The organism is Phenylobacterium sp. Root700, assembly GCF_001429025.1.
Classification (GTDB): Bacteria; Pseudomonadota; Alphaproteobacteria; order Caulobacterales; family Caulobacteraceae; genus Phenylobacterium.
Genome location: NZ_LMHT01000012.1, coordinates 47,756 through 64,946, shown reverse-complemented (window position 1 = coordinate 64,946; position 17,191 = coordinate 47,756). Strand labels below are relative to the sequence as shown.

General features: G+C 68.5%; 14 protein-coding genes. 6 read left to right on the top strand and 8 right to left on the bottom strand.

The genetic code is table 11. The features are described 5' to 3' along the window. Positions 1–2 precede the first annotated feature (2 nt). Genes ASE02_RS07820 through ASE02_RS07805 form a run of 4 tightly spaced genes read right to left on the bottom strand, consistent with a single transcriptional unit; the run spans position 3 to position 5,090 of the window. Positions 3–548 (bottom strand): sarcosine oxidase subunit gamma, encoded by a 546-nt coding sequence (locus ASE02_RS07820; RefSeq protein ID WP_056732891.1) that lies wholly within the window; start codon positions 546–548, stop codon positions 3–5. Continuing rightward, positions 541–3,531, bottom strand: a complete 2,991-nt coding sequence (locus tag ASE02_RS07815; RefSeq protein ID WP_056732889.1) for a sarcosine oxidase subunit alpha — start codon at positions 3,529–3,531, stop codon at positions 541–543. Before ASE02_RS07815 ends, ASE02_RS07820 begins: the two co-directional genes overlap by 8 nt. After that, entirely contained in the window at positions 3,528–3,827 is a 300-nt protein-coding gene (locus ASE02_RS07810; protein WP_056732887.1) for a sarcosine oxidase subunit delta, read from the bottom strand. Before ASE02_RS07810 ends, ASE02_RS07815 begins: the two co-directional genes overlap by 4 nt. 9 nt (positions 3,828–3,836) lie before the next feature. Next, on the bottom strand, positions 3,837–5,090 hold the full coding sequence (locus ASE02_RS07805; RefSeq protein WP_056732884.1) for a sarcosine oxidase subunit beta family protein: 1,254 nt from the start codon (positions 5,088–5,090) through the stop codon (positions 3,837–3,839). A gap of 243 nt (positions 5,091–5,333) precedes the next feature. Between ASE02_RS07805 and ASE02_RS07800 the strand changes: the two genes are divergently transcribed. From ASE02_RS07800 to ASE02_RS07790, 3 genes are read left to right on the top strand one after another with little or no spacing between them, the layout of a single operon-like run. Then, on the top strand, positions 5,334–6,581 hold the full coding sequence (locus ASE02_RS07800) for an SRPBCC family protein (protein WP_056732881.1): 1,248 nt from the start codon (positions 5,334–5,336) through the stop codon (positions 6,579–6,581). Continuing rightward, positions 6,581–7,672 carry a hybrid-cluster NAD(P)-dependent oxidoreductase gene (locus ASE02_RS07795; RefSeq protein WP_056732879.1) on the top strand — a complete coding sequence of 364 codons (1,092 nt, stop codon included), beginning with the start codon at positions 6,581–6,583 and terminating at the stop codon, positions 7,670–7,672. The genes ASE02_RS07800 and ASE02_RS07795 overlap by 1 nt, the downstream gene beginning before the upstream one ends. Positions 7,673–7,679: 7 nt before the next feature. Next, the gene (locus tag ASE02_RS07790; protein WP_056732877.1) at positions 7,680–8,636 is read left to right on the top strand and encodes a GlxA family transcriptional regulator; all 957 of its coding nucleotides are present in this window, start codon (positions 7,680–7,682) and stop codon (positions 8,634–8,636) included. Here the strand turns inward: ASE02_RS07790 and glyA are convergent. The 4 genes from glyA to ASE02_RS07770 all read right to left on the bottom strand — a co-directional run bounded on the left by glyA (position 8,624) and on the right by ASE02_RS07770 (position 13,521). After that, the gene (glyA, locus tag ASE02_RS07785; protein WP_056732875.1) at positions 8,624–9,916 is read right to left on the bottom strand and encodes a serine hydroxymethyltransferase; all 1,293 of its coding nucleotides are present in this window, start codon (positions 9,914–9,916) and stop codon (positions 8,624–8,626) included. The genes ASE02_RS07790 and glyA overlap by 13 nt on opposite strands. A gap of 111 nt (positions 9,917–10,027) precedes the next feature. After that, positions 10,028–11,002, bottom strand: coding sequence for an alpha/beta fold hydrolase (locus ASE02_RS07780; protein ID WP_056732874.1), 975 nt, complete (start codon positions 11,000–11,002; stop codon positions 10,028–10,030). A gap of 28 nt (positions 11,003–11,030) precedes the next feature. Next, positions 11,031–12,425 carry a cytosine permease gene (locus ASE02_RS07775; protein ID WP_200957636.1) on the bottom strand — a complete coding sequence of 465 codons (1,395 nt, stop codon included), beginning with the start codon at positions 12,423–12,425 and terminating at the stop codon, positions 11,031–11,033. Positions 12,426–12,555: 130 nt separating this feature from the next. Further along, a complete protein-coding gene (locus ASE02_RS07770; RefSeq protein WP_056732872.1) occupies positions 12,556–13,521 on the bottom strand; it encodes a GlxA family transcriptional regulator in 966 nt (321 codons plus the stop codon). Positions 13,522–13,678: 157 nt separating this feature from the next. On the opposite strand from ASE02_RS07770, the gene ASE02_RS07765 reads away from it, so the two are divergent. The 3 genes from ASE02_RS07765 to ASE02_RS07755 are packed head-to-tail and all read left to right on the top strand — an operon-like array spanning position 13,679 to position 17,150. Further along, a complete protein-coding gene (locus ASE02_RS07765; RefSeq protein WP_056732870.1) occupies positions 13,679–14,572 on the top strand; it encodes a 3-keto-5-aminohexanoate cleavage protein in 894 nt (297 codons plus the stop codon). A gap of 5 nt (positions 14,573–14,577) precedes the next feature. Next, positions 14,578–16,092, top strand: coding sequence for a carnitine 3-dehydrogenase (locus ASE02_RS07760; protein WP_056732868.1), 1,515 nt, complete (start codon positions 14,578–14,580; stop codon positions 16,090–16,092). A 2-nt stretch (positions 16,093–16,094) separates the two neighbouring features. After that, a complete protein-coding gene (locus tag ASE02_RS07755) occupies positions 16,095–17,150 on the top strand; it encodes a GlxA family transcriptional regulator (protein ID WP_056732866.1) in 1,056 nt (351 codons plus the stop codon). Positions 17,151–17,191 lie beyond the last annotated feature (41 nt).

Genomic DNA, 17,191 nt, shown 5'->3' with positions numbered 1-17,191 from the left:
GCTCAGGCGCGCCCGGCTTCTTCCAGCAAGCCGACGACATAGGCGCTGAACGAGCGCCAGACCTCCAGGCGGAAGGTCTCGGGCGCCGTGCGCCACAGCACGATCTCGGCCTTGGCCAGGATCGTGCGGGTGCACATGCCGACCGGGAACTGGCTGAGATCGAGATCGAGCGGGCAGGCGCTGTTGAGCAGTTCGGCGGCGTGCGGCCCCGTCACTTCGAAGGCGATTTGGCGGTCGGTGACCTCGACGAGCGAGTGAGGCAGGTCGACTAGCGCGGCGGCGAGCAGGCGGGTCAGTTCAGCCCCCTCGGCCTCTCCGCCGATCACCAGCCGTTCATACGGGCCAAGCCAGAGGATCGCGCGTTCGCCGTGGGCGGAGGCCCGGCACGCTAGTTTGGTGTCTGGCAGCGCCAGGGCGGCGGCCGCTGCGGCCATGACCGCGGCGCTTCCCTGCAGGATGAAACGCGAGGCCGCGGGCAGGGGCTTGACGATCGCGGGGGCCGACATCGATGCGGCCGAGGGCCGCTGGGCGGTCAGGGTGTCATGCATTCACCCGCACTCCTTCTTGATCGTAGAAGACCGGCGAAGTCACCGTGACCGCGACTTCGCCATCGGCGGTGGGAACGAACAGGGTCTGGCCCATGCGCGCCCGGCCGCCGGAGACCAGGGCCAGCGCGATGGAGCGGCCGAGCGTGGCGCTCATATAGGACGAGGAGACGTGCCCGATCGGGCGCATGGGGATCTGCTGCCGGGCGTCGGCGACGACCTGCGAGCCTTCCTCGATGACCACGGACGGGTTCTGGGTGTAGAGGCCCACCAGCTGCTTGCGGTCGGGGGCGTTCATCGCCTCCCGGGCCAGGGAGCGCTTGCCGACATAGTCGGCCTTGGTCCGCCCGATGGCCCAGCTGAGGCCGGCGTCGTCCGGCGTCACCGTGCCGTCGGTTTCCTGACCGACGATGATGTAGCCCTTCTCCGCCCGCAGGACGTGCATGGTCTCGGTGCCGTAGGCGACCATTCCGTGGGGCTGGCCGGCGGCCCAGATCGCCTCCCAGACTGCTCGTCCGTGGGAGGTCGGGACATTGACCTCGAAGCCGAGTTCGCCGGTGAAGCTCATCCGGAACAGGCGGGTGGGAACGCCGCAGATCTTGCCTTCGGTCAGGCTCATATGCGGCAGGGCCTCCGCCGACAGGTCGATCCCCTCGACCAAGCCCTCAAGGACCTGGCGGGCCTGCGGGCCCTGGACGGCGATCACCGCCCATTGCTCAGTGGTCGAGGTCAGCCAGACGTTGAGGTCGGGCCATTCGGTCTGCAGATAGTCCTCCATCATCGCCAGCACTCGCGGCGCGCCGCCGGTGGTGGTGGTGACGTGGAAGCGGTCCTCGGCCACGCGCCCGACCACCCCGTCGTCGAAGATGAAGCCGTCGTCGCGCAGCAGCACGCCGTAGCGCGAGCGGCCAGGGGCCAGCTTGGTCCAGGCGTTGACGTAGAGACGGTTCATGAACTTCGCCGCGTCAGGTCCGACGACCTCGATCTTGCCCAGGGTGGTGGCGTCGAAGACGCCGACGCCGGAGCGGACGGCCAGGCATTCGCGGGCCACGGCGGCGTCCATGTCCTCGCCGCCGCGCGGGAAGTAGCGGGCGCGTTTCCACAGGCCGACATCCTCGAACACCGCGCCCTGCGCCGCCGCCCAATCATGGATCGGGGTGGTGCGGACCGGGTCGAACAGCACTCCGCGCGAGGTCGCCGCCAAGCTTCCGAAGGTCACCGGCGTGTAGGGCATGCGGAAGGTGGTCAGCCCGACCGCCGGGATCGGCGTGCCCAGGGCCTCGGACACGACGCCCAGGGCGTTCATGTTTGAGGTCTTGCCCTGGTCGGTGGCCATGCCCGTCGTGGTGTAGCGCTTGATATGCTCGATGGAGCGGAAGCCCTCGCGGGTCGCCAGCAGTAGATCCTTGGCGGTGACGTCGTTCTGCCAGTCCACGAAGGCCTTGGCGCCAGGCGCGCCCGCGCCGGGCAGGGCGCCGAGGAAGCCGTCCGTGCCGAGATCGATCCCCGAGGCCTCGAGGCGGCGGGGAGCGGGCGGCGTCAAACCCGCAGCGGCGACGGCGTCCGCGCCGGCCGCCGCGCCATCGGCCAGGACTTCGGCCAGACCGAAGAGGCCGCGGCTCGCACCGGCGGAGCGCTCGCGTTCGGCCGAACGGCCGGGGACGAAGCTCTGCGCGGCCGGGTCCCAGTCCAGCTTGCCGCGGGACTGGGAGAACAGGTGGACGCTGGGGGTGAAGCCGCCAGACATCAACACCGCGTCGCAGGCCACGGACTGGGAGGGGCCGCCATCCATGGCCGCCAGGCTCACGCCCTCGACGCGCAGGCCGCCCCGGGTTCCGGTGATCGTGGTTCGCAGCCGGATCGGCAGGCCGGCCTGCCTGGCGGCTTGCGGCGCCGGTCCGTCGGCGGTGGCGCGGACGTCGGCGATGGCGGCGATCTCCACCCCGGCGGCATGCAGGTCGAGCGCGGCGCGATAGGCGCCGTCATGGGCGGTGATGATCACCACCCGCTTGCCTGGCCGCACGCCGTAGCGGTTCAGATAGGTCCGGGCGGAGTCGGCCAGCAGGATTCCGGGGCGATCATTGCCCGGGAAGACCAGCGGGCGTTCCAGCGCGCCGGCGCAGAGGATCACCTCCTTGGCGCGCACCTGCCACAGGCGCTCGCGCGGCTGCTCGGCGGAGGGGACGGCGAGGTGGTCGGTGACGCGCTGGTTCAAGCCGATCAGGTTGTGGGCGAAGTAGCCGAAGGCGGTGGTCCGCGGCAGCAGGACGACCCGAGGATTGCCCGCCAGTTCGGCGATGGCTTCCTGCAGCCAGACCTGGGCCGGCAGACCTTCGATGGTCGCGGAGGTTTCGGCCAGCAGCGAGCCGCCGAACTCGGACTGCTCGTCGCAGAGGATCACGCGCGCCCCGCTGCGGGCCGCCGTCAGGGCGGCCGACAGGCCGGCGGGTCCGGCCCCGGCGATCAGCACGTCGCAATGGGCGTAGCGGTTCAGATAGCGGTCGGGATCGGCCTGGGTGGGCGCGCGGCCAAGGCCGGCGGCGGCGCGGATGAAGGGTTCGTAGAGGCTGTCCCAGGCCTTACGCGGCCACATGAAGGTCTTGTAGTAGAAGCCCGCCGGGATGAACGGCGAGATCAGGCCGTTGAGGGCGCCGGTGTCCAGCGCCAGGCTGGGCCAGCGGTTCTGGCTCTCCGCCTCCAGGCCGTCATACAGTTCGACCTGGGTGGCGCGCAGGTTGGGTGTATAGCGCGCGGCGTCGCGGCGGACTCCGACCAGGGCGTTGGGTTCGTCGGCGCCGGCCGACAGGATGCCGCGCGGTCGGTGGTACTTGAACGAGCGACCGACCAGATGAATGCCGTTGGCCAGCAGGGCCGAGGCCAGGGTGTCGCCCTCGACGCCTTGCAGCGCGCGGCCGTCGAAGGTGAAGCGCAGCGGCTTGCCGCGCTGGATCCGGCCGCCGTCCTTAGTCCGATAAACGCTGGTCATGCCGCGCCTCCGACGAGGTCGCCGGCGGCCGGTCGCGGCGTGCCGGTTTCATAGGTCGCCAGGATGCGATCGCTGCCGGTGTCGCGGACGGCGTTGAAGAACCGCGCGCAGCCGTGGGTGTGGCGCCAACGCTCGGCGTGCGCGCCCTTGGCGTTGTCGCGCATGTAGAGGTGCTCGGCCCAGGCGTCGTCGTTCAGGTCCGCCGGCTGTTGCGGCCGGGCGATATGGGCCTGGCCGCCATAGGCGAACTCAAGTTCGGGGCGGGGGCCGCAATAGGGGCAGGTGATCAGCAGCATGATGTCGTCTCAGTGCGCGACGGCGGCGGCGGCCGCTTCGTCGATCAGGTAGCCGTCGCGGAAGCGTTCGATGGTGAAGGGCGCGTTGATCGGGTGGGGCTCGTCCTTGGCCATGGTCCAGGCCAGCAGGTGCGCCGCGCCGGGCGTGGCCTTGAAGCCGCCGGTGCCCCAGCCGCAGTTGACGTAGAGGCCGGGCACCGGGGTCTTGGCGATGATCGGCGAGCGGTCCGGGGTGACGTCGACGATGCCGCCCCAGTTGCGCAGCATCCGCATGCGCCGGAACTGCGGGAACAGCTCGCAGATGGCGTCGAGGGTGTGGGCGTTGACGTGCAGGCCGCCGCGCTGGGTGTAGGAGGTGTAGATGTCGGTTCCGGCGCCGATCACCAGCTCGCCCTTGTCGGACTGGCTGATGTAGGCGTGGATGGTGTTGGACATCACCACGCAGGGGAAGACCGGCTTGATCGGTTCGGAAACCAGCGCCTGCAGCGGGTAGCTTTCCAGCGGCAGCCGGACCCCGGCCATGCCCATGACCACGCTGGTGTGGCCGGCGGCGGAGACGCCGATCTTGCGGGTGGAGATCGGGCCGCGGGTGGTTTCGACGCCGTTCACCGCCCCGGACGCGTCGCGCCGGATGCCGGTGACTTCGCAGTTTTGAATGATGTCGACACCCAGCGCGTCGGCGGCGCGGGCGTAGCCCCAGGCGACCGCGTCGTGGCGCGCGGTGCCGCCACGACGTTGCAGGGCGCCGCCGAGCACCGGATAGCGCATGCCCGGTTCGATATTGAGCGGCGGACAGAAGTCCTTGGCTTCCTCGGGGGTCAGCCATTCGTTGTCCACGCCGTTGACGCGGTTGGCGTGCACGTGGCGCTTGAAGACCTGCACGTCATGGACGGTGTGGGCGAGCATCAGCACGCCGCGCTGCGAGAACATGACGTTGTAGTTGAGGCTCTGGGAGAGGTTCTCCCACAGCTTCATGGCGTGGTCGTACAGCGTCGAACTTTCCTGAAACAGGTAGTTCGAGCGGATGATGGTGGTGTTGCGCCCGGTGTTGCCGCCGCCGATCCAGCCCTTTTCCAGGACCGCGATGTTGGTCAGGCCATGCTCCTTGGCCAGGTAGTAGGCCGCGCCCAGGCCGTGGCCGCCGCCGCCGATGATCACCGCGTCATAGGCGCGCTTGGGCTCTGGCGAGCGCCATTGGGCCTGCCAACCGCGCTGACCTGAAAGGCCTTCGCGAAGAAGCGAGAAGGCTGAGAACTTCTGCATGCGGCGCCCCCACATCGATAACGAAGGTCATCTTGCGGCGTCGAACGTCCCCCAACGAGCATCAGTCCGCCGCTCGGCTTGAACCTATGCGACATCATTCGGGCGCGGCGGAGCGGGTCCCGACCGCAATTGGGCGGTGTCGTAAAATAAAAAGAAGATGTCGCTTTTGAGAAAGCTGACGCTCGGCGAGCGGTTCACACTGGCCCGGTTTTCAGGCCGCTCCAGACCCACGTCGAGGATCCCATGCCGCACGATGCGCTCGCCCAACTGATCGCCGGGCGCAAGCCGGGGCACACCCTGGATCAGGACTTCTACACCAGCCCGGAAATCTTCCAGACCGACCTGGACCTGATCTTCGCCCGCCACTGGATCTATGTCGGGGTCGAGCCCGACGTGCCCGAGGCCGGCGACGTGATGAGCTTCGACATCGGGGCGGCGTCGGTGATCATCGTCCGCGACGACGACATGCAGATCCGCGCCTTCCACAATGTCTGCCGCCATCGCGGCGCGCGGCTGACGCCGGACGGCAAGTCCTCGGTCGGCAACCTGGTCTGCCGTTATCACGCCTGGACCTACGCCCTGGATGGCCGGCTGCTGTTCGCCGACCATATGGGCGAGGACTTCGACAAGAGCTGCCGGGGCCTGAAGCCGGTCCATCTGCGCTCGGTCGCCGGGCTGCTGTTTATCTGTCTGGCCGATGAGCCGCCGGCCGATATCGAGGAGATGGCGCGGGTGATGACGCCCTATCTGGCGCCCCACGATGTCGCGAACTGCAAGATCGCCCACTCGACGGATCTGATCGAGCACGGCAACTGGAAGCTCACCATGGAGAACAACCGCGAGTGCTATCACTGCGCGGCCAATCATCCCGAGCTGACGACCTCGCTGTTCGCCTACGGCTTCGGCTTCTCGCCAACCGCGCTGGACGACCTCGACCTCCAGCAGGCCGAGCGCTACGCCGACATGGTCACCGAGCTGCAACAGCGATGGGAGGCCGACGGCCTGCCGGCCCGTGAGGTCGAGCACCTGAGCGATCGGGTCACCGGGTTCCGCACCGAGCGCCTGCCGATGGACCAACACGGGGAAAGCCAGACCCTCGACACCAAGGCGGCCTCGCAGCGGATGCTGGGGCAGATCAAGGATCGGCGGTCGGGCGGGCTGTCGTTCTGGACGCAGCCGAACTCCTGGCACCACTTCATGGGCGACCACATCGTCACCTTCTCGGTGATCCCGGTTGGACCTGAGGAGACCCTGCTGCGCACCAAATGGCTGGTTCACAAGGATGCGGTCGAGGGGGTGGATTACGACGTTGAGAACCTGACCCGGGTCTGGCTGGCGACCAATCGCCAGGACGCCGAGCTGGTGGGGATTTCCCAGGCCGGGGTGCGCAGCCCCGCCTATGAACCGGGGCCCTATTCGCCCTTCACCGAGGGCTTCGTGGAGAAGTTCTGCACCTGGTATCTGGGCCGGCTGTCGGCGGAACTCGCCTGATGTCGGTTCAGGCCATCCTCGCGCGGCCCGCCGGGACGCCGCCGCCGGCCTGGGACGCCGAAGTCGACGACGTGCTGATCTGCCGGGCGGTCCATGACGAGACCCACGACGTCCGCACCTTCGTGTTCTCGGCCCCCGAACCTCGGCTGTTTCACTTCCGTCCCGGCCAGTTCCTCACCTTCGAGTTTCAGATCGGCGGCGAGAGCGTCCATCGCTGCTATACGCTGGCCTCCTCGCCGACGCGGCCGAACACCATCGCCATCACCGTCAAGCGCGTGCCCGGCGGGCCGGTGTCGAACTGGCTGCACGACACGCTGAAGGTCGGCGGCGCGATCCGGGCGCTCGGCCCGATGGGCGAGTTCACCTGCGCCGATCATCCCGCGGCGAAGTACCTGTTCCTGTCGGCCGGCAGCGGCCTCACGCCGCTGATGAGCATGGCGCGCGCACACCATGACCTGGCCAGCGACGCCGACATCGTCTTCATCCACAGCGCCCGCTCGCCGGCCGACATCGTGTTTCGCGACGAGGTCGCGCTGATGGAGCGGGTCCGCTCCGGGTTTCGCGCCGCGGCGATCTGCGAGACGGCCGGCGACGGCTGGGTGGGGCTGACGGGGAGGCTCGGCCAACAGCAACTGGATCAGCTGGCGCCCGACTTCCGCGAGCGGGAGATCTTTGTCTGCGGCCCCGCCGGCTACATGGAGGCGGTCAAGGCCATGCTGGTCGCGGCCGGCTTCGACATGGCCCGCCATCATGAGGAAAGCTTCGACTTCGCGACGCTGAACGCGGCAGAGCCGGAGCTCGCCGAGCCTGCCGCCGCCTCGACGGAGACCCAGTACACGATCTCGTTCGCGAACTCGGGGCGGACCGTAACCTGCGGGCCCGACACGTTTGTGCTCGACGCCGCCCGGGCGGCCGGTATGAGATTGCCCTCGTCTTGCACCAAGGGAATGTGCGGGACCTGCAAGAGCAAGATGGTGGCGGGCGCCGTGAACATGACCCATGCGGGCGGCATTCGACAGCGCGAGATCGACCAGGGCATGATCCTGCTCTGCTGCTCGCGCCCCACAAGCGACCTGATCATCGAGCGCTGAGGCGCTCATGGAGCCGGCGGCCCTTCAGAGCTTCGGGTTCCTGACCCTGCCGAACTATTCGATGATCGCGTGCGCCAACGCGCTCGAAGCCCTGCGCATGGCCAACCGGCTGATCGGCCGGGAGGACTATAGCTGGCGGATCATCACCCTGGACGGCCAGGCGGTCGCGGCCTCCAACGGCTTGACCTTGCAGCCGACGGTCTCGTTGGCGCAGGCCGGCGCCTTTGACGCGGTGTTCGTCTGCGGCGGGGTGGACGTGCGTCACGCCACGGGCCGCCCGCTGATTGCGGCCCTGCGCCACCTCGCCGTCGGCAGGACGGCGCTGGGCGCGCTGTGCACCGGCAGTTTCGCCCTGGCCGAGGCCGGACTGCTAGGGCGGCGGCGCTGCGCCATCCACTGGGAGAACCTGTCGGCCATCCGCGAGGAGTTCCCGGACATCGATTTCGTCGAGGATCTCTATGCCATCGACGGCGACCGGCTGACCTGCACCGGCGGGGTCGCGCCGCTGGATATGATGACCCACCTGATCGCCGCCCGACATGGCCGCGACGTCGCTCGCCGGGTCTCGGCGCAGTTCATCGTCGAGCGCGACCGCGCCGGCGCCGAGCGCCAGCCGGCCTCCACCCACCTGCGCGCGGCCAAGGGGCATCCGCAGCTGGAGGCCGCGGTGCGGATGCTGGAGGGCGACCCCGCCTCGCCGAAATCACCATCCGAGGTGGCCGCCGCCGTGCGGCTGTCGTCGCGCCAGTTGGAGCGCCTGTTCGTCCGGCACCTGGGCCAGACGCCGGCGGCGTTCTCGAGCGGTTTGCGGCTCGAGCGCGCCAGGGTCCTGCTTGGCCAGACCGCCATGTCGGTGACCGACGTGGCGGTGGCTTGCGGCTTCAGTTCGCCGGCTCACTTCTCCACCGCCTTCCGGCGCCGCTTCGGCCATGCGCCCAGCGTCCGGCGCGGTCAGGACGGATAGATCGGAAAACGCTGGCAAAGCGCGGCGACGTCGCCCCGCACCGCCGCCAGGGTGGCCGGATCGGTCTGGCCGTCCGGCGAGGTCGCGCTCAGCACCTGGTCGATCAGGGACGCGACCTGCACGCACTCGGCCTCGCCGAATCCTCGGGTGGTCAGGGCGGGCGAGCCCAGCCGGATACCCGAGGTGATCGCCGGCTTCTGCGGGTCGAAGGGAATGCCGTTCTTGTTGCAGGTGATTCCGGCCTCATCGAGGACGTGCTCGGCGACCTTGCCGGTCAGGCCCTTGGGACGCAGGTCGACCAGGACCAGGTGAGTGTCGGTTCCCCCGGACACGATCGAGGCGCCGCGCTCGGCCAGGGTGGCGGCCATGGCGCGGGCGTTGACCACGACCTGCTGGGCGTAGGCCTTGAAGTCGGGAGCCAGCGCCTCGCCGAAGGCCACGGCCTTGGCGGCGATCACGTGCTGCAGGGGGCCGCCCTGGATGCCCGGAAACACCGCCGAATTGATCTTCTTGGCGATGGCTTCGTCATTGGTCAGCACCAGCCCGCCGCGCGGGCCGCGCAGGGTCTTGTGGGTCGTCGAGGTCACGACATGGGCGTGCGGCAGGGGGCTGGGATGCGCGCCGGCCGCCACCAGTCCGGCGAAGTGGGCCATGTCGACCATCAGATAGGCGCCGATCTCGTCGGCGATGGCCCGGAAGCGCGCGAAGTCGATCTCACGCGGATAGGCCGAACCGCCGGCGATGATCAGCCGGGGCCGATGCTCGCGCGCCAGCGCCGCCACCTCGTCGAAATCGATCTGCTGGGTGGCGGGATCGACGCCATAGCCCACGGCCTTGAACCAGCGGCCCGAGACCGTCGGGGCCGCGCCGTGCGTCAGGTGTCCGCCATGGGCCAGGCTCATGCCCAGCAGGGTGTCGCCGGGGGTGAGCAGCGCGAACAGAGCGGCCATGTTGGCCTGGGCGCCGGAGTGGGGCTGTACGTTGGCGAACCCGCAACCGAACAGAGCCTTTGCCCGGTCGATGGCCAGTTGCTCAGTGATGTCGACGTGCTCGCAGCCGCCGTAATAGCGCCGACCCGGATAGCCCTCGGCGTACTTGTTGGTCAGCACCGAGCCCTGCGCCGCCAGCACGGCGGGCGAGACGATGTTCTCCGAGGCGATGAGTTCCAGCTTGTCCCGCTGGCGGCCGAGCTCCAGGCCGATGGCGTCGCGCACGGCGGGGTCGTCGGCGAGGCTGCGATTGAAGAAGGCCGCTGCGGCGGTCTGGGACGGCGTGGTCATCAGGCGTTCTCCAACACTCCGCCCGGCGGCGGTTTCTTAAAGGTGCCGGGCGGGGTGGGGAGGTGCGCGCACGCCTACGGCGCCGCCTTTGAATTCTTGCGACAGTCGGCGTCAGTCCTTCAGGAAGGCCTTCATCTCACGGGCCAGATCGGCGGGATCTTCCCACATCGGGTTGTGGCCGAAGTCCGGGTAGATCTTGACCTTCGCCTTGGGCAGAGCGGCGCGCAGGGTTTCCTTGCGCTCGTGGCTGACGAGCTCGTCCTTGTCGCCCCAGACCAGCAGGGTCGGCGCGACGAGCATCGGCAGGGTGGCCTGCAGGTCGTTGCCGACCAGGCCCTGGTCCATCACCGCCAGCCAGACATTGACGGGGATCGCCGCGGCGTCCTTGCGCTGCCGGCTCAGGAAGGTCTCGTCGACGGGGGTCGGCGAGGCCCACCAGGCGACCATGAACGGCGAGTCGGGATCGATCGGATCCTTGAGCTTCCGGATCGGGGTGCGGTAGTCGAACGACTCGGTTCGCTTGGCGACTTCGGCGGGGCTCGCATCCGGCTTCGGGCCGCCGCTGGAGGAGATCAGGACGACCTTGCGGGTCCGCTCGGGCCAGTACTCGGCGTAGGTCTGGGTGACCATGCTGCCCAGCGAGTGCCCGGCGATGTCGGTTTTGTCGATGCCAAGATGATCCATCAACAGCTTGAGATCATAGGCAAAATCCAGCCGTGTATAGCAGCACTCGGGCTTGCTTGAGGCGCCGTGTCCGCGCAGGTCGACGATGATCAGTCGATAGTCCTGCAGATAGGGCGCGACCATCAGCCAGTCGCGGGCGTTGTCGGTGAAGCCGTGGACCAGCAGCAGCGGCGGCCCGTCGCGCCGGCCGGCGTCGATATAGGCGATGGTCTGGCCGTTGGGCAGCTTGGCCGTGGTCTTGCCGGCGTCGAAGGCGTCGAGTTCGGCGACGCTCACCGGGATCGGCTTGCGCGCCGCGGCCGGGGCGGGGGCCGCGCTGGCCGAGTGCAGAGCGGTCGCGGCCAGAAGGGTCGCCAGGGCCGGGGCGATCAGGTGGCGTCGATAGCCGAGATCACGTCGCATGGTGCGTCTCCTGAGTGTTGAGCAGGTGTCAGTGTTCGAGCTGCAGGTCGGCGCTGGTGGCCAGATGGCGGTCGAGCGACAGGTCCATCGAGCGGCAGGCCAGCAGGTAGGCGATCCCGGCGACCGGCAGCCCGATCAGCATGGAGATGTCGGCGCCGCCGAGCGCCTTGGCGGCTGGCCCGACGTAGACCGCGGTGCTGAAGAACGGGACCATGGCCACGAAGCCCAGCGCGTAGGCGCTGAGACCCCGCCAGTTCCACATGCCGTACATGCCGCTCGGCTTGAAGATCTCGAGGATCGAGTAGTGCGAGCGGCGCACCAGGTAGAAGTCCACCAGGTTGATCGCGGTCCACGGGGTGAAGAGGTAAAGCAGCACGGCCAGCAGTTCCTCGAACCGGTCGACCAGGTGCGGCGACGACAGCGAGAGGCTGGTGGCGACGACGCCGATGACCGCCAGGCTGATGATCCGGCCGGCATGTCCCGGCTTGATCGGGCTAAAGGAGTCCACGACGCTGAGCAGGGTCAGGGCCGCGCCGTAGAAGTTCAGGCTGGTGATCGTGATCAGGCCCAGGAGCGAGGCGACCAGCATCACCGTGCCGAAGCCCGGGGTGATCGCATCGCTGGCGGCGCGGGTCGCGGCGACAATGTCGACGCCCGGCGCCCAGGCGGTGGCCAGCGCCCCGACCAGCATCATCCAGGCCCCGCCGAGCAGTGCGCCGACAAAGGTCCACCAGAACGAGCTGCGGACCCCGACGTCGCGCGGAAGGTAGCGGGAATAGTCCGACACATAGATCGACCAGCTCAGCTGGTAGGCCGCCGCCGCGAAGAATTGGGTCAGGAACGGAATGGTCTTGAAGGACCCAAGGCCCAGGTCGAACTGCGACGCCGGCAACCGGATGAAGAAGGCCGCGCCGATGGTGAAGGCGGTGAGGGCGGCGATCATCACATAGGCCAGCCAGCGCTGCGCCTTGTGAATGAGCCGATAGCCGATGATCGCCAGGACCAGCGCCAGCAGCGTGAACGCCACCATGGACGGCGCGATTGGCGCGCCCGTTAGTTGGTGGATGGTCCGGGCGGCGAGCTGCTGATTGAAGGCGTTGTAGCCAATGTATGTGGCCAGGGCGACCAACCAGACCAGCAGGGCGCCACGGTAGCCGAACTGGGGCCGCGACTGGATCATCTGCGGCAGGCCCATCTGCGGGCCCTGGGCGGAATGGAACGCCATGAAGAAGGTGCCGAGCGCGCCGCCGGCGACGATCGCGACAGCCGACCAGGCCAGGTTCAGGCCCATGGCGACGGCGATGGCGCCGCTGGCTAGCGTCGCGAGGTGGGCGTCGCCAGTGAACCAGATCGGCCAGAGGTGCCAGACCTTGCCGTGGCGTTCGGACAGCGGGACATACTCGATCGACCGGCTTTCGATCACGGATTTCTGGGTCAGTGCGTTATCTCCCCCTAGTTGGCCCGACGCTGAACGACCCAAGGGGGATCGACTTGTATGAAGGCGGCGTACCAACGTAATCGAGCCGACAGACCCATAGGTCGCCGGCGTGTTGTCATTCGTCGCGGCGATCGTCCCGCGGCGAGCGTGCGAACTGCTCTCGGAAGCAGCGCGAAAACACCACGGTCGAGCTGAAACCGGTGGCGATCGCCACTTCGAGAACTGGCAAGTCGGTCTGGCGCAACAGTTCACGCGCCCGGGTCAGCCGCAGCGTCTTGTAGTAGCGCATGGGCGAAACCCCGAGGGCGCCCAGGAACAGGCGCTCCAACTGGCGTGGGGTGACGCCGGCCCGCGTCGCCAGGATTCGCGCCGAGAGAGGGCGCTCCAGCGCCGCCTCCATCAGGCTGATGGCGGCGAGCACCTTTTCGTTGGCGATATTCAGCCGGCGCGCCGGCGGCATGCGTTGGTGGTCGCCCTTGCTGCGGATGCGGTCGTGGATGAACTGTTCGGAGACCGCCGTCGCCAGGGCCAGGCCATGGGCCCGGCCGATCCGGTGCAGCATCATGTCCAGGGCCGCGGTGCCGCCGGCGCAGGTGAAGACCAGCCCGTCGTCCTCGAACAGCTCCGACGACACCGGCGTCTCGGGGAACGCCTCCTCGAACGCCGACTGGGCCTCCCAGTGCAGGACGACGGGGCTTCCTCGGGTCACGCCGGCGAGGGCCAGGATGTGCGCGCCGGTGTCGAGAGCCCCGAGCGCGCAACGGCGCGCCGAGAGCCGTCGCAAGATCGCGAGCAGGGACTTCGTCGCCGCTTTCGTGGGGTCGAAGCCCGAGCAGACGATCACCGTGGCGGGGGCGGTCGCGGCGTCAAGCGCGGCGTCGGCCACCAGCCGCATGCCGTTCGAGGACTCCACCGGCTCGCCGTCCGTCGACAGGATTTTCCAATGATAGAGGTCGCGGCCGGCCAGCCGATTGGCGACGCGGAGCGGCTCCACCGCGCAGAAAAAAGCCATGGACGAAAAGCGAGGCGCCAGGAAAAACCCGATCTCCTCCGGTACGTCGACTTCGTTGTTCCTCACCATTGAGGGCAGCTTGAAGGGCGGCCTGGAGGAATTCCAGCGCTATTGCGTCGCGGGGTCGTAATTCGTCACTTTTGTGTCGTTTTCCGTACGGCTATGCCTGCCGGGAGATGCCTAGTCTCGACGCCATTGATCAACGTTCGGCATGTCGAGGTCGCCCATGAATTCCGAGGTCTTTATCACCTGCGCCGTGACCGGTTCGGGAGAAACGGCGGCCAAGCACGCCGGCGTGCCGGTCACCCCGAAACAGATCGCCGACTCGGCGATTGAAGCCGCCCGAGCCGGCGCCGCGATCGCCCACATCCACGTCCGCGACCCGGAAACTGGGGCGGCGTCTAGGGATCCGGCGCTCTACCGCGAAGTGGTCGAGCAAATCCGCGCCTCCGACGTTGATGTGATCATCAACCTGACGGCGGGCATGGGCGGCGACCTGGTGCTGGGATCGGGCGAGCATCCGCTGCCGCCCAATCCGGTCGGAACCGACATGGCTGGTCCGCTTGAGCGGCTGATCCATGTCGAGGAGCTGTTGCCAGAAATCTGCACGCTCGATTGCGGCACGATGAACTTCTCGGCCGGCGACTACATCATGACCAATACGCCGAGCCAGCTTCGCGCCATGGCCAAGCGGGTGCAGGAGCTGGGCGTTCGGCCCGAGCTTGAGGTCTTCGACAGCGGCCACCTGGTCTTCGTGCGCGACCTGGTGAAGGAGGGGCTGCTGGACGCCCCGCTGATGATCCAGCTGTGCATGGGCATTCCGTACGGCGCGCCGGACGATCCGCTGACCCTGATGGCCATGGTCAACCAGATCCCCCCCGGCGCGACGTTCAGCGCCTTCTCGATCGGACCGCGGCAACTGCCGTACGTCGCGATGGCGGCCCTGGCCGGCGGCAATGTGCGGGTCGGGCTGGAGGACAATCTCTACCTGTCCCGCGGCCGGCTCGCGAGCAACGGCGACCTGGTGGAGCGCGCCGTGACGATCCTCGAGGCGATGAACGTCCGTATCCTCGGCCCGGCCGAGGTGCGCGAACGCCTGCAGCTCAAGAAGCGGGGTTGAGCCCGATGGCCAGTGAAACCATTCGCCGCGTCGCCCTGATCGGCGGCGGCGTCATCGGGGCGGGCTGGGCGGCGCGCTTTCTGCTGAACGGTCTCGACGTGGTGATGTTCGACCTCGATCCCGAGGCCGAGCGCAAGGTCGCCACGGTGCTGGACTCAGCCCGCGTCGCCTGGACGGCGCTCTATCCGGGCCTGTTGCCGGCCGAGGGACGGCTGTCGTTCGCCGGCAGCATCGCCGAAGCCGTGAAGGGCGCGGGCTTCGTGCAGGAGAGCCTGCCCGAGCGCGAGGACCTGAAGCGCCGCGTGCTGGCCGAGCTGGACGCTCTGTTGCCGCCCGAGGTGGTGATCGGCTCCTCGACCTCGGGTCTGCTGCCGACCAGCCTGCAGAGCGACATGGCTCACCCCGAACGGCTGGTCGTCGGCCACCCGTTCAATCCGGTCTATCTGCTGCCGCTGGTGGAGATCTGCGGCGGCGCCCGGACCAGCGACGCGGCCAAGGCCGCCGCCGCCGAACTGTATGAGCGTATCGGCATGCAGGTGCTGCACGTGCGCAAGGAAATCGACGGCTTCATCGCCGATCGGTTGCTGGAGGCGGTGTGGCGCGAGGGCCTATGGCTGATCAATGACGGGATCGCCACGACCGCCGAGCTCGACGATGCGATCCGCTTCGGCGCGGGCCTGCGCTGGTCGTTCATGGGCACCTTCCTGACCTATCGGCTGGCCGGCGGAGAGGCCGGCATGCGGCACTTCCTCGATCAGTTCGGCCCGGCGCTGAAGCTGCCCTGGACCAAGCTGGAGGCGCCGGAGCTGACCGACAGCCTCGCCGACCGCATCGCGGTGCAATCGGACGAGCAGGCTGACGGGGTCTCGATCCGCGACCTGGAACGCCTGCGCGATAAGGCCCTGGTCTCGGTGCTGCAGGGATTGCGCGCTACCGACGTGGGAGCGGGCGCGACGCTGGAGCGCCATATGCAACAACTGCGGCGCGCCTTGCCTGAGCCGGTGTCCGCGCCGGTCGATGAGGCCGCGCCGCTGCGTCTGCACCGCGCCGCCGTCCTGCCGGAGTGGATCGACTACAACGGCCACATGACCGAGCACCGCTATCTGCAGGTGTTCGGCGACGCCACCGACGCGCTGCTCGGCTACATCGGGGCGGGCGCGGACTACGTCGCGGGCGGCCACAGCTTCTACACGGTCGAAACCCATATCCGGCATCTGCAGGAGGTGAAGCTCGGCGTGCCGCTCACCGTCGAGACCCAAGTCATCGGCGGCGACGCCAAGCGGCTGCACGTCTTCCACTCGCTGTTCGCGGCAGCCAACGGCGATCCGCTGGCCACGGCCGAGCAGATGTTGCTGCACGTGGACAACGCCGCGAGCCGGGCGGTCCCGGCGCAGGGCGATGTGCTGGCCCGGCTTGATCGGCTTCGCCTGGCGCAGGCCAGCCTGGCTCCCCCGGAAGGGGCGGGGCGCAGCATCGGGGCGCGAAGCAGCGCGCCGGCCAGCGAAAGCTCCAGGGGGTGACGATGATCCGGCCGAGACCAGTAGAGGCGAAACGCAGCTCCGTTCTCTCCGTCGGGATCATACTGGCCGAGAACTTCACGCTCTCGGCGTTCTCGTTGTTCGTCGATCATCTGCGGCTGGCGGCCGACGATGGCGATCACAGCCGGCCGATCCTGTGCCGGTGGTCGATCATGAACAACAAGGCCGAGACAATCAGGGCCAGTTGCGGGGTCTCGGTCAGCCGCACCAGCGGACTGACCGATCCGCGGGAGTTCGACTTCGTGGTCGTCATCGGCGGCCTGCTCCACAAGGGGCGGCAGGTCGATGACGAGACGCTGGACTACCTGCGGGCGGCGGCGGCGGCGAAGACGCCGCTGATCGGCATCTGCACGGGCGCCTTCGTGCTGAGCCGGGCCGGCCTCATGCAGGGCCGGACCAGCTGCGTCAGCTGGTATCATAGCCGGGACTTCCTCGAGGAGTTCCCAGATCAGGCGGTGGTCACCGACCGGCTGTTCCTGGTCGACGGCGACCGGATCACCTGTTCCGGCGGCGTCGGAGCGGCCGATCTCGCCGGCCATCTGATCGAGCAGCGCCTGGGGCGTGCGGTGGCCCAGAAGGCCAGCCACATCCTGTTGCTCGATCGCCCCCATCGGGGCGACGAGGCCCAGCCTCATCCGCCGGTGGAGTCCGGCTCCAGCGGGATCGATGATCCCCGGGTGCGCCGGGCGCTGTTGCTCATGGAACAGAACCTCGGATCGCCCATGACCATTGGCAGCATGGCCCGGCGACTGGGTCTTTCCACGCGCCAGCTCGAGCGATTGTTCCAGGGCGCGCTCGGCGTGCAGCCGACCGTCCACTACCGGATGCTGAGATTGCGCTACGCGCGGTGGCTGCTCGCCAACACCGCGCGGTCGGTGACCGACATCGCCCTGGAGACGGGGTTCTCGGACTGCGCCCACTTCTCCAGGCAATTCAAGGCGATGTTCGCCGAGAGCCCCAGCGGGTCGCGGGTCGACAAGCTCGGCATCGCGCCGAGCGTCACCGAGCAGGCCGGGGTCCGCCTGTTCTCCAACATCTAGCCTGCCGGCCGATCGGCCGATCCAAGCCACCGCCACCTTAC